This window comes from Arthrobacter sp. KBS0702 (assembly GCF_005937985.2).
Taxonomy (GTDB): domain Bacteria; phylum Actinomycetota; class Actinomycetes; order Actinomycetales; family Micrococcaceae; genus Arthrobacter.
The window spans coordinates 132,313-144,480 of the sequence record NZ_CP042172.1; the positions used below are offsets into that span (position 1 = coordinate 132,313).

At 68.7% G+C, this 12,168-nt stretch carries 12 protein-coding genes; 10 read left to right on the forward strand and 2 right to left on the reverse strand.

The features are described 5' to 3' along the window. Window positions 1-21: 21 nt before the first annotated feature. A complete protein-coding gene (locus FFF93_RS00655) occupies window positions 22-984 on the reverse strand; it encodes an alpha/beta fold hydrolase (RefSeq protein WP_138767788.1) in 963 nt (320 codons plus the stop codon). 77 nt (window positions 985-1,061) lie between these two features. On the opposite strand from FFF93_RS00655, the gene lysS reads away from it, so the two are divergent. From lysS to FFF93_RS00675, 4 genes are all read left to right on the forward strand, one after another. Continuing rightward, a complete protein-coding gene (gene lysS, locus FFF93_RS00660; RefSeq protein WP_138767787.1) occupies window positions 1,062-2,585 on the forward strand; it encodes a lysine--tRNA ligase in 1,524 nt (507 codons plus the stop codon). Between the two features lie 2 nt (window positions 2,586-2,587). Further along, window positions 2,588-2,776: a hypothetical protein gene (locus FFF93_RS00665; protein WP_138767786.1), complete on the forward strand. Its 189-nt coding sequence runs from the start codon at window positions 2,588-2,590 to the stop codon at window positions 2,774-2,776. 134 nt (window positions 2,777-2,910) lie between these two features. Beyond that, a complete protein-coding gene (locus FFF93_RS00670) occupies window positions 2,911-3,237 on the forward strand; it encodes an Lsr2 family protein (protein ID WP_138767785.1) in 327 nt (108 codons plus the stop codon). Window positions 3,238-3,614: 377 nt separating this feature from the next. Next, the gene (locus tag FFF93_RS00675; RefSeq protein WP_138767784.1) at window positions 3,615-6,107 is read left to right on the forward strand and encodes an ATP-dependent Clp protease ATP-binding subunit; all 2,493 of its coding nucleotides are present in this window, start codon (window positions 3,615-3,617) and stop codon (window positions 6,105-6,107) included. Between the two features lie 94 nt (window positions 6,108-6,201). On the opposite strand, the gene FFF93_RS00680 is transcribed toward FFF93_RS00675, so the two are convergent. After that, the gene (locus FFF93_RS00680) at window positions 6,202-6,648 is read right to left on the reverse strand and encodes a ubiquinol-cytochrome c reductase iron-sulfur subunit (protein ID WP_138767783.1); all 447 of its coding nucleotides are present in this window, start codon (window positions 6,646-6,648) and stop codon (window positions 6,202-6,204) included. A gap of 125 nt (window positions 6,649-6,773) precedes the next feature. Here FFF93_RS00680 and FFF93_RS00685 point away from each other — a divergent pair, with 125 nt between their 5' ends. The 6 genes from FFF93_RS00685 (at window position 6,774) to dhaM (ending at window position 12,164) form a co-directional block, all read left to right on the forward strand. Continuing rightward, complete coding sequence (locus FFF93_RS00685) at window positions 6,774-8,903, forward strand: prolyl oligopeptidase family serine peptidase (protein ID WP_138767782.1); 2,130 nt, start codon at window positions 6,774-6,776, stop codon at window positions 8,901-8,903. Between the two features lie 32 nt (window positions 8,904-8,935). Then, window positions 8,936-9,445, forward strand: a complete 510-nt coding sequence (locus tag FFF93_RS00690; RefSeq protein ID WP_138767781.1) for an amino-acid N-acetyltransferase — start codon at window positions 8,936-8,938, stop codon at window positions 9,443-9,445. A gap of 144 nt (window positions 9,446-9,589) precedes the next feature. Next, complete coding sequence (locus tag FFF93_RS16870; protein ID WP_186372199.1) at window positions 9,590-9,766, forward strand: hypothetical protein; 177 nt, start codon at window positions 9,590-9,592, stop codon at window positions 9,764-9,766. A 96-nt stretch (window positions 9,767-9,862) separates the two neighbouring features. Beyond that, window positions 9,863-10,864: a dihydroxyacetone kinase subunit DhaK gene (dhaK, locus tag FFF93_RS00695; RefSeq protein ID WP_138767780.1), complete on the forward strand. Its 1,002-nt coding sequence runs from the start codon at window positions 9,863-9,865 to the stop codon at window positions 10,862-10,864. Window positions 10,865-10,866: 2 nt separating this feature from the next. Further along, complete coding sequence (gene dhaL / locus FFF93_RS00700) at window positions 10,867-11,493, forward strand: dihydroxyacetone kinase subunit DhaL (RefSeq protein ID WP_138767779.1); 627 nt, start codon at window positions 10,867-10,869, stop codon at window positions 11,491-11,493. Continuing rightward, window positions 11,490-12,164, forward strand: a complete 675-nt coding sequence (gene dhaM / locus FFF93_RS00705; protein WP_138767778.1) for a dihydroxyacetone kinase phosphoryl donor subunit DhaM — start codon at window positions 11,490-11,492, stop codon at window positions 12,162-12,164. Before dhaL ends, dhaM begins: the two co-directional genes overlap by 4 nt. Window positions 12,165-12,168 lie beyond the last annotated feature (4 nt).

Below are 12,168 nucleotides of genomic sequence, written 5' to 3' on the forward strand. Positions count from 1 at the left end.
CCCCGATTCTAGTGCCAGAAGTCAGCGTCCCAGCCGCAGCCGCCGCCTGATTCCGGGCCGCGCCTGAGTGCCCGCGCCGAGCAGGAACCTGGCCACCATCAGCGCCAGCCGGCGGTTTCCGGGCCGGAGCGGACCCTCGTGCAGCTGGCCGGGCACCACGGCGAACTCGATCGCGGGCACCGCCGCCGCGAGCTGGCGGCCGGTGTCGGCGAAGTAGTCCGGACTCCAGCCCCCGGTCAGCATCAGCGTCGGCGTCGTGATCGAGGCGAAGTCGGCGAGCTCGGCGTCGGCGGCCAGCACCGCCCGCATCTCCGCGACGGCGGTGGGCAGCAGCTCACGCATCTCGGCGCCTAGCGTGGTCCGGGCCGAGAGGATGCTGAGCATGCGCAAGGCCCCGAGCGGCAGCTTTGACACCGGACCCGCGGTCTCCAGCCCCTGGACCAGGTGGGCCCACGCCCTGTCCAGTTCCCCGGCCGCGACCGAACGCTCCAGCTCGGGCCGCCAGCGGCTGGTGAGGTTCCCGGCGAGGGACACCGCGGCGTCGTAAGTGACGAGGCGCCGGAGCGGCACGCTCCGTGCCGCCTGCAGCGCCACAAACCCGCCGTAGCTGTGCGCCACCACATCCGTGGACCCGGTCTGCCGCAGCACAGTGGCCAGGTCAGCCACCTCGGTCGCCGCCGAGTAGTCCGCAGGCTGCGGCGAGGACCCGGCCCGGCCCCGGCGGTTGTAGCAGTGCACCGGGCGGCCCAGCAGCCGGGTCAGGCTCCGGGCGAACGGACGGTACAGGGCAGCCGTGACCAAGGTCCCATGCACGACGACGACGCCGGTCCCCGCCGCCGGGTCCGGCGTGCCTTCAGCCGGCGCGGACAATGGCCCCGTGGCCGCGGGGCGCGCCGCCGCCGGAGCTGCTTCGGGTGCGGGGCGGAACGTGTTCAGCTCGAGGTGCCCCTCGCCGTCGTCGGTCCGAATCCTCCACGTCTCCACAGGCTTGAGTCTATTCCCGGTCCCTTCCTGCCCCGCCCGCACCGGCCGCTCCCGAAAGCCCGGTAAACTTGGGGATTGTGACTTCCCAAAACACCCCTGCCCCGCACGAGCACTCCGACGCCAGCGAACAGACCCTGGTCCGCATGGAGAAGCGCGCCAAGCTGATCGAACGCGGCATCGAGGCGTACCCGGTGGGAGTCGAGCGCACCCATTCGCTGACGGAGATCCGCGAAAAGTACGCCCACCTCGTGGCCGACGAGACCACCGGCGACGTCGTCGGCGTGACCGGCCGCATCGTCTTCATCCGCAACACCGGCAAGCTGTGCTTCGCCACCCTCCAGGAGGGCGGGACGGACGGGAAGGCCGTCCGGCTGCAGGTCATGCTCAGCCTGGCCAACATCGGCGAGGAAGCGCTCGCGGACTGGAAGGCCCTCGTAGACCTAGGCGACCACGTCTTCATCAAGGGCGAGGTGATCTCCTCCCGCCGCGGCGAGCTCTCCGTGATGGCCGAGTCCTGGTCGATGGCGTCCAAGGCGCTCCGGCCGCTCCCGGTGCTGCACGCCGAGCTGAACGAGGAAACCCGCGTCCGCCAGCGCTACGTGGACCTGATCGTCCGCGACGAGGCCCGCGAAATGGTTTACACCCGCGCCGCGATCACCCGCTCGATCCGCGAAACCCTGCACCGCCAGGGCTACGTCGAGGTGGAAACCCCCATGCTGCAGCTGGTACACGGCGGCGCCACTGCCCGCCCCTTCGAGACGCACATGAACGCCTTCGACCAGAAGATGACGCTGCGCATCGCCACCGAGCTGTACCTCAAGCGCACCGTCGTCGGCGGGATCGACCGCGTCTACGACATGGGCCGCGTCTTCCGCAACGAGGGCGTCGACTCGACGCACAGCCCCGAATTCACCACCCTGGAGAGCTACGAGGCCTGGGCGGACCAGTTCGTCATGGCGGACCGGATCAAGGAAATCATCCTCGACGCCGCCGACGCCGCCGGTGTGGGCCGCGTGCTCCAGACCGAGGCCGGCGAAATCAACCTCGACGGCGACTGGGCCTGGATGGCCGTGTACCCCGGCCTCTCCGACTTCGTGGGCCAGGACATCACCCCGGAGACCCCCGTCTCGGAGCTGCTGGCCATCGCCGCCAAGCACGAGGTCAAGGTCGACGCCGGCTGGGACGCGGAGAAGCTCGTGGTCGAGCTCTTCGGCGAGCTGGTCGAACCGACGCTGCTCAACCCCACCTTTGTCTACGACTACCCGCCCTCCGCCCAGCCCTTGGCCCGCCACCACCGCGAGGACAACCGGCTGATCGAGGCATGGGACCTGATCATCGGCGGGATGGAGCGCGGCACCGCGTTCTCCGAACTGATCGACCCGGTGATCCAGCGCGAACGGCTCACCGAGCAGTCCCGCCGCTCGGCCGCGGGCGACGTCGAAGCCATGCAGCTGGACGAGGACTTCCTCCGCGCCCTCGAGTACGGCGCCCCGCCGATGGGCGGCATTGGCCTCGGCATCGACCGGCTGGTCATGCTCTTCACCGGCGCCGGCATCAGGGAGACCATTCTCTTCCCGCTGCTCAAGCCCGAGGGTCACTAATCATGGAGTACATCGCCGTCCTGCTCCCGTCCGTGGTGGTCGGGCTCCTCTTCTGGTTCGCCATGAAGGCCATCTTCAACGCCGACAAATCCGAGCGCCAGGCCGAGGCCCGCGCCCAGGCGGAGGCGGCCGCCCGCGGGCCGGAGCAGAATCCCGCCACGGAAAACGGGCATTCCCCCGAACAGCGCTAAAAGCAACTATTCCTTCCTGTGGTTTTTCTTTGGAAGGGTTTTTTCACTTTGACTCGCGGCCATAAAAGGATGGATACTTTTTACAGATACATCCTGCTTTTCTAAATACTCATCCTTTTGAAAAGAGAGTCTTTATGGCACAGAAAGTAAAAATCATCCTCGTTGATGATCTGGATGGGGGATCCGCGGACGAAACTGTCCGGTTTGGCCTGGACGGCGTCAGTTATGAAATTGACCTGTCGTCCGGCAACGCGTCCGAACTCCGCTCGGCACTCGAGCGGTACGTGGGCCACGCACGCAAGACGTCAAGCGGCCGGGCAACCCGGACTAAAGTTTCCAGTGGCCGCAATCAGGACTCTGCGCAGATCCGGCAGTGGGCCCGGGACAACGGCTATGCGGTAAACAGCCGCGGCCGCATCCAGGCTGAAATTCAGGAAGCGTACCAAAAGGCGAATTCCTAGCCTCGAAGCCGCGTCCCGGACGCGGCCCCGCGGTGCAATTGACAGTGAGAAAGCCCCCGCCTTCGGGCGGGGGCTTTCTCGTGTGCGCCGGCCGGTGCTGGCGGCGCCGGTGCGTTGCCGCCCGGTTGCCGGCTGAAAATGCCGCGATAAGCCGGCGGCGCGCCGTGTCTCCAGGGTACCGGCAGCAGCAACCGGGCGGGAGCGCAGCAGCGTCCACGCACCCGGGCCGGGCCGGTCCGGGCCGCGCCGGGGCGCTCCGGTGGCGCTCCGGTGGCGCCCCTGACCCGTCCCGGTTTTTCCCCTGTGGCGAACAAGCCACAAATCTCGAACCCGGCCACGTAGCATCAAAGTACGTCGTAGCTAGGAGTGTGGCGAAAATGTTTGAGCGATTTACGGACCGTGCCCGTCGCGTAGTTGTGCTTGCCCAAGAAGAGGCACGCATGCTGAACCACAATTACATCGGCACCGAACACATCCTCTTGGGCCTGATCCATGAGGGTGAAGGTGTTGCCGCCAAAGCCCTCGAGTCCTTGAGCATCTCGCTCGACGGAGTGCGCGAGCAGGTGCAGGAGATCATCGGCCAGGGCCAGCAGGCCCCGTCCGGCCACATCCCCTTCACCCCGCGCGCCAAGAAGGTGCTGGAGCTCTCGCTGCGCGAAGCCCTGCAGCTGGGCCATAACTACATCGGCACCGAGCACATCCTGCTTGGCCTCATCCGTGAGGGTGAAGGTGTGGCTGCCCAGGTGCTGGTCAAGCTCGGAGCGGATCTGAACCGCGTCCGCCAGCAGGTCATCCAGCTGCTCTCCGGCTACCAGGGCAAGGAAACCACCGGTGCAGGCGTTGGCCCGGGCCAGGCCGAAGGCACCCCCGCCGGCTCGGTCGTCCTCGACCAGTTCGGCCGGAACCTGACCCAGGCCGCGCGGGAAAACAAGCTGGACCCGGTGATCGGGCGCGAGCAGGAAATGGAACGCGTAATGCAGGTCCTCTCCCGCCGCACCAAGAACAACCCGGTGCTGATCGGCGAGCCCGGCGTCGGCAAGACCGCCGTCGTCGAGGGCCTGGCCCAGGCGATCGTCCGCGGCGACGTGCCGGAGACCATCAAGGACAAGCAGCTGTACACCTTGGACCTCGGGTCCCTCGTGGCCGGCTCCCGCTACCGCGGTGACTTCGAAGAGCGCCTGAAGAAGGTCCTCAAGGAGATCCGCACCCGCGGCGACATCATCCTCTTCATCGACGAGATCCACACCCTCGTGGGTGCCGGTGCCGCCGAAGGTGCCATCGATGCGGCCTCGATCCTGAAGCCCATGCTGGCCCGCGGCGAGCTGCAGACCATCGGTGCCACCACGCTGGACGAGTACCGCAAGCACATCGAGAAGGACGCCGCCCTGGAGCGCCGCTTCCAGCCGATCCAGGTCAAGGAGCCCTCCGTCGCCGACGCGATCGAGATCCTCAAGGGCCTGCGTGACCGCTACGAGGCGCACCACCGCGTCACCATCACCGACGGCGCCCTCGCCTCGGCGGCCAGCCTCTCCGAACGCTACATCTCGGACCGCTTCCTGCCGGACAAGGCGATCGACCTGATCGACGAGGCCGGTGCCCGGCTCCGGATCCGCCGGATGACAGCTCCGCCGGAACTCAAGGTCATGGACGAGAAGATTTCGGCCATGAAGCTGGAGAAGGAGTCCGCGATCGACGCGCAGGACTTCGAAGGCGCCGCTGCGTTGCGCGACAAGGAGCAGAAGCTCATTGCCGAACGCGCCGAGAAGGAACGCCAGTGGAAGACCGGCGGCATGGACGACATCTCCGAGGTGGATGAGGATCTCATCGCCGAGGTGCTGGCGAACTCCACCGGCATCCCGGTCTTCAAGCTGACCGAGGAAGAATCCTCGCGCCTGCTGAAGATGGAAGACGAACTGCACAAGCGTGTTGTCGGCCAGAACGAGGCCATCAAGGCCCTGTCCCAGGCGATCCGCCGCACCCGTGCAGGCCTGAAGGACCCGAAGCGTCCGGGCGGCTCGTTCATCTTTGCCGGGCCCACCGGCGTCGGCAAGACCGAGCTGGCCAAGGCACTCGCGGAGTTCCTGTTCGGCGAGGAAGACGCGCTGATCACCCTGGACATGTCCGAGTACTCGGAGAAGCACACCGTCTCGCGGCTCTTCGGCGCCCCTCCGGGCTACGTGGGCTACGAGGAGGGCGGCCAGCTGACCGAGAAGGTCCGGCGTCGTCCGTTCTCCGTGGTCCTGTTCGACGAAGTGGAGAAGGCGCACGCCGACCTCTTCAACTCGCTGCTGCAGATCCTGGAAGACGGCCGCCTGACCGACTCCCAGGGCCGCGTGGTGGACTTCAAGAACACCGTGATCATCATGACCACGAACCTCGGCACCAGGGACATCTCCAAGAGCGTTGCCACCGGCTTCCAGTCGGGTACTGACACGCAGACCGGCTACAACCGGATGCGCGCCCGGGTCACGGAGGAGCTCAAGCAGCACTTCCGCCCGGAGTTCCTGAACCGTGTCGACGACGTGGTGGTGTTCCCGCAGCTGACCCAGGACGAGATCATCGAGATCGTCGACCTGTTCGTCACCCGCCTGGAGAAGCGCCTCAAGGACAAGGACATGGGCATCGAGCTCACGCCCGCGGCCAAGGTGCTCCTCGCGACCCGCGGCTACGACCCGGCGATGGGTGCCCGGCCGCTGCGCCGCACCATCCAGCGCGAGATCGAGGACCAGCTCTCCGAGAAGATCCTCTTCGGCGAGCTGCACTCCGGCGACATCGTGGTGGTGGACGTGGAAGGCGAAGGCGACGACGCGAAGTTCACCTTCGCCGGCAACGCCAAGCCGCGCATCCCGGAGATCGCTCCGAGCGTCTAGGCGCCCGCCGCGCAGGCTCTACGACAAAGGCCCCGGCCGCTTCCTTCAAGGAGGCGGCCGGGGCCTTTTGCTGCCATCACGCGGTGGCGGAGCGTCAGGCGCTGACGGTGATCCATTCGCCGTCGAGCGCCGCCGTCAGTTTGGCGAGCGGTGACCTGGCCGGGCCGTTGACCACGCTGCCGTCGGAGCCCTTGAACGAGGAGCCGTGGCAGGGGCAGGCGAAGTCCGCTCCGTCGGGAGCCACCGGGCAGCCGGCATGCGTGCAGGCCGCGTCATAAGCAAGGACGGTCTTTTCATCCGGCCGGAAAATCACCACCGTCTTACCGTTCACTTTCCCGGTAGCGGTGCCGCCCACCTTGACATCGCTGAGCTTGCCGATCCTGACGGCGGTGCCGGCCGGCACGGAGGGCTCAGCCGCCGCGGTGGAGGCGGGGGTGCCCGTGCCGGGACCCGCGCAGGCGGACAGGGCAAGCGCGCCGCCGCCCAGGGCGCCGGCACCGAGCAGAAGGGAGCGTCGGGGGAGGGCTTTTTCAGGATTCATGCACCCATCATGCCAAGTGACCCTGAAAATCCGCCGTGATCCCGAGCCACTCCACTCTGAAAGCAGTGTTTCACTCTTAGTGAACGGGGTGTGATCCGGGGCACAAGGGGTGTTGAATCGGGGGCATGGCTTCCACCGAGACCCAGGCCCTGGGCGAATATCCCGAGACCCCGTTCCACGACCTGGACCACTACCTCGCCATCCCGAAGGTCAGCGGCCTGGCGCTGAGCCCCGACGGCGGCCGGCTCGTCACCACCGTGGCCACGCTCAACGACAAGGGCACCGAGTACCGGACCGCGCTCTGGGAGCTGGACCCCGCGGGGAAAAAGCAGGCCCGGCGCATTACCCGCAGCGCCAAGGGCGAGGCGGGGGCCGTGTTCGCCGCCGACGGGAAGCTGTACTTCACCTCCGCCCGCCCGGACCCGGAAAGCCCGGATGCCGACCCGGTCAACGCACTATGGGTCCTTCCGGCCGACGGCGGCGAGGCCCGCGTCGCGCTGTCACGCGCCGGCGGGGTCAGCGGCCTCCTGGCAGCGAAGGCGGCCGATGCCCTGTTCGTGACGGGATCCGTGCTCGCCGGTTCCACGGACGAGGACAACGACGAAGAGCGCCGCAAGGCCCGTCAGGACAACAAGGTGGCCGCGATCCTGCACAGCGGCTACCCCGTGCGCTACTGGGATGCGGACCTGGGTCCCGCGCAGCCCCGGCTGTTCGCCGTCGAGCCCGGTCCGGAGCCGGAGCCGGGCAAGCCGGCGACGGTCGACGCCGTCCCGCCGGTCCGCCTCCGCAACCTGACCCCCGACGCCGGCAACGGGCTCCGCGAAGCCGACACCGTCGTCAGCCCGGACGGCAAGACCCTTTTCAGCAGCTTTACCAAACCGCTGGCCAACGCGGACTCCCGCACCGTCCTGGTGGCGGTCGACGTCGCCACCGGCACCCGGCGGGTCCTGCTGGACACCGAGGGCATGAGCTACTTCCCCGGCCCGGTCAGCCCCGACGGCCGGACCCTGGTGGTGGTCAGCGAAACCGACACCACCCCGGAGCAGGCACCCCGGGTCGGACTGCACCTCCTGGACGTCTCGGACGGCGGCGCCGACTCCGACGGCGACGGCCTGACGCCGCTCGCGGCGGGCTGGGACCGCTGGCCGCGCCCGGCGGCCTGGCTGCCGGACGGATCGGCCCTGCTGGTAACCGCGGACGAGGACGGGGCCTCCCCGGTATTCCGGGTCGGCGTGCCCGGGATGCCCGCCGGGGACGCGCAGCCGGTCCGGCTGACGGCCGACAGTGCCGCCTACACCGACGTCGCCGTCGCCCCGGACGGCCGCAGCGCCTTCGCGCTGCGCAGTTCCTACGAATTCCCGGCGGAAGCCGTGCGGATCGACCTGGCCAGCGGCGAGGTCACCCGTCTTCCCGCCCCCGCGGAGCGTCCCGCCTACCGCGGCGTGCTCGAGCGGGTGGAGGCTGCCTCGCCGGGCGGCGACCGGGTGCCCGGATACCTGGCCCTGCCGGAAGGCGCCTCGGCCGGCAACCCGGCTCCGCTGCTGCTCTGGATCCACGGCGGGCCGCTGGGCTCCTGGAACGCCTGGACCTGGCGCTGGAACCCGTGGCTGCTCGTCGCCAGGGGCTATGCGGTACTGCTCCCGGACCCGGCCCTGTCGACCGGTTACGGCCAGGAGCACATCCAGCGCGGCTGGGGCGAATGGGGCAACGCGCCCTTCCTGGACCTGATGGCGATCACGGACGCCGTCGTGCGCCGCGCGGACATCGACGAGACCCGCACCGCGGCCATGGGCGGCTCCTTCGGGGGCTACATGGCCAACTGGGTGGCCGGCCACACCGACCGGTTCAAGGCAATCGTCACGCACGCCAGCCTGTGGGCCCTGGACCAGTTCGGCCCGACCACGGACGCCGCGCAGTACTGGCTCAAGGAGATGACGGCCGAGATGGCCGCCGAGAACTCGCCGCACTTGCACGTGGAGAAAATCCGCACGCCCATGCTGGTCATCCACGGTGACAAGGACTACCGCGTGCCGATCGGCGAGGGGCTGCGGCTCTGGTACGAGCTGCTCTCCAAGTCCCAGCTCGCGGCCGATGAAGACGGTGAGACCGACCACCGCTTCCTCTACTTCCCGGACGAGAACCACTGGATCCTGCAGCCGCAGCACGCCAAGGTCTGGTACGGCGTGGTCGAGCACTTCCTCGCCAAGCACCTGCTGGACAAGGACCTTCCCGTGCCGGACGAACTCGGCCTCTGATCCTGGTCCGGCCCGCCCCGTAGGATTGGGCTGTGACTGAGACGATCCGCATCCGCCCTGCCCGCACCGGCGATGTCGCCGCCATCAAGACCCTCGTGGCACCCCTGGCCGATCAGCGGATCCTCATGGCCAAGGAAACCGTGGCGTACTACGAAAGCCTCCAGGAGTTCCGGATCGCCGAAACGGCCGACGGCGAGGTGATCGGCTGCGGTGCGCTGCATGTGATGTGGGAGGACCTGGCCGAGGTGCGCACGCTGGCCACCTCGGACGCCTGGCGTGGCAAGGGTGTGGGCCACCTGCTGGTGGAGCGCCTGCTGGACGATGCGAGGGCGCTGGGCATCTCCCGCGTGTTCTGCCTGACCTTCGAGGTGGAGTTCTTCAAGAAGCATGGTTTCGACGTAATGGCGGACCAAACGGCGGTGGACCCGGTGGTGTATTCGGAGCTCCTGCGCTCGCACGACGAGGGCGTCGCCGAATTCCTGGACCTCGCGCGGGTCAAGCCGAATACCCTGGGCAACACCCGGATGATCCGGACCCTGTAGGCTGCCTCTCCTGCCCGGATCTGGGGTCTTCCGCTAAATCAACTTGGTGGATAAACTGATCCCGGCCCGATGGGGCGGGCCGCCAGCTTCCGGAGGCAGAAATTGCAGAATCGCGTGATTTTTCCAGATTTCTCCGCATTCCAAATGACAGTCGACGCAGTGCCGCTGCCGCCGGACCCGTCCGGCGGGGAAAGCGCATCCGGCGGGGAAAGCGCGTCCGGCGGAGCCAGCGGCGGCTCCGCGCCCAGGCCGCGACGCCACGACGCGCTCGGCGCCGACGCCTGGCCCGGCTTCACGCCCGAGGCGGCACCCCGGCCCTGAGCCTCCGGTTGCGGTTGAATCCGGAGCCTACCGCTGGCCGGGCCCCGGTAGTAGGGTCTAAGCAAGCAGCCAGGACACCATCCAGGGAGTGCAGCCATGAAGAAACTCATTAATGATCCCAAAGCCGTGGTCGACGAGTCAGTGGAAGGGTTCGGGCTGGCCCATGCCGACCTGGTGACCGTCCACCCGGATCCGAAATTCATTGTCCGCAAGGACGCGCCGGTGGCGGGCAAGGTCGGCCTTGTCTCCGGCGGCGGCAGCGGCCACGAGCCCCTGCACGGCGGCTACGTCGGGATGGGCATGCTCGACGCCGCGGTGCCCGGCGCGGTGTTCACCTCGCCCACCCCGGACCAGATCCTGCCGGCCACGCTCGCGGTGAACTCCGGTGCCGGCGTCGTGCACATCGTGAAGAACTACACCGGCGACGTGCTGAACTTCGAGACCGCCGCGGAACTGGCGCAGGCCGAGGGGGTGGAGGTGCGCACGGTGCTGGTCAACGACGACGTCGCCGTGCAGGACTCGCTCTACACGGCGGGGCGCCGCGGCGTGGGCGGCACCGTCCTGGTCGAGAAGATCGCCGGTGCGGCGGCCGAACGCGGCGACAGCCTGGACGCCGTCGCAGCCATCGGCGACCGCGTCAACCAGAACGTGCGCAGCATGGGTGTGGCCCTGAGCGCGTGCACTGTCCCGCACGCCGGGGTGCCCAGCTTCGAGCTCGAGGAAAACGAGATCGAGATCGGCATCGGCATCCACGGCGAGCCCGGCCGGCAAAAGATTCCAATGGAGGCCGCGGACGGCATCACCGACCGCCTGCTGGACCCGGTGGTCAGCGACCTCGGACTCACCTCCGGGGACAAGGTGCTGCTCTTCGTCAACGGCATGGGCGGCACCCCGGCAAGCGAGCTGTACATCGTCTACCGCCGGGCCGCGCAGCGACTCGCGGACCAGGGCGTCACCGTGGCGCGCTCCCTGGTGGGCAACTACATCACCTCGCTTGAGATGCAGGGCTGTTCCATCACCGTCCTGCGCCTCGACGATGAGATGACCGGGCTCTGGGACGCTCCCGTCCACACCCCCGCCCTTCGCTGGGGCGTTTGAACGTGGGGCTGGACGTCAACTGGGCCGTGCGGTGGCTGACGCTGTCCGCGGAGGCCATGGCCGAGCACCGGGTGGAACTCATCGAGCTGGACCGGCCCATCGGGGACTCCGACCACGGCGAGAACATGGACCGCGGCTTTAAGGCCGTGATGGACAAGCTCGCCGAAACACCGCCGGAAACGGCGGGCGCGGCCCTGAAACTGACCGCCATGACGCTGATGTCGAAGGTCGGCGGCGCGGCAGGGCCGCTGTACGGTACGGCCTTCCTGCGCGCCGCCACCGCGCTCGGGGACGCCGCCGACATCGACGCCGGCATGCTGGCCGCCGCCCTGCAGGCGGCCCGTGACGGCATCGTGGCCCGCGGCAAGGCCGAGTCCGGGGACAAAACCATGGTGGATGCCTGGACCCCGGCCGTCGACGCGTCCGCCGCCGCCGCCGGTGAGGGCGACGTGCACAAGGTGCTGGCCGCCGCGGCCGAGGCGGCCGAAGCCGGGGCCGTATCCACCGACCCGATGCTGGCCCGCAAGGGCCGCGCCAGCTACCTGGGGGAGCGCAGCATCGGCCACCGCGACCCCGGGGCGGTATCCAGTGCCCTGATCCTGCGCGCCGCGTCGGGAGCCGCCGGATGACCGTCCGGCTCGTCGTCGTCTCGCACAGCGGAAAGATCGCCGACGGCGCCGTCGAACTCGCCGCGCAAATGGCGCCGGACGTCCTGATCATCGCCGCGGGCGGCACCGACGACGGCCGGATCGGAACCAGCCTGGACAAGGTCATGGCCGCGCTGGAACAGGCGGCGGGGGGAGACGGCGTCGTGGTGTTGACCGACCTTGGATCCGCCGTTATGACGGCCGAATCGGCGGCGGAATTCGCCGCCGAACCGGAGTCCATCCACCTCGCCGACGCCCCGCTCATCGAAGGGCTCGTCGCCGCCGCGGTTTCGGCCCAGGCGGGGGCCGACGCCGAGACCGTGAAAGAGGCGGCCGAAGCCGTCTACCGCCCGCCGGCGCACCCGCACGGTCCCGAGCACGAACACCAGCAGCCGCCGGACGCCCAGGGCGACTTCGAACTGGTCAACCAGGCCGGGATGCACGCCCGGCCGGCTGCGAAAATCGCCGGTGGCCTGGCCGGGATGGACGCCGATGTCACGGTCAACGGGGTTGACGGCGCGTCCATGACCGAACTGATGATGCTCGGCGCCCCCAAGGGGACGCTGCTGCACGTCGAAGCCAGCGGCCCTGACGCCGGCAAGGCGGTGGACTACCTGGGCGGCCTGATCCGGGCCGGCTTCGGGGAGCCCTGACCCA

Coding starts and splice junctions, on each gene's coding strand:
- FFF93_RS00665 (WP_138767786.1), top strand. CDS start 2,588: ATGGAGTACATCGCCGTCCTGCTCCCGTCCGTGGTGGTCGGGCTCCTC.
- FFF93_RS00670 (WP_138767785.1), top strand. CDS start 2,911: ATGGCACAGAAAGTAAAAATCATCCTCGTTGATGATCTGGATGGGGGA.
- FFF93_RS00675 (WP_138767784.1), top strand. CDS start 3,615: ATGTTTGAGCGATTTACGGACCGTGCCCGTCGCGTAGTTGTGCTTGCC.
- FFF93_RS00680 (WP_138767783.1), bottom strand. CDS start 6,648: ATGAATCCTGAAAAAGCCCTCCCCCGACGCTCCCTTCTGCTCGGTGCC.
- FFF93_RS00685 (WP_138767782.1), top strand. CDS start 6,774: ATGGCTTCCACCGAGACCCAGGCCCTGGGCGAATATCCCGAGACCCCG.
- FFF93_RS16870 (WP_186372199.1), top strand. CDS start 9,590: ATGACAGTCGACGCAGTGCCGCTGCCGCCGGACCCGTCCGGCGGGGAA.
- dhaK (WP_138767780.1), top strand. CDS start 9,863: ATGAAGAAACTCATTAATGATCCCAAAGCCGTGGTCGACGAGTCAGTG.
- dhaM (WP_138767778.1), top strand. CDS start 11,490: ATGACCGTCCGGCTCGTCGTCGTCTCGCACAGCGGAAAGATCGCCGAC.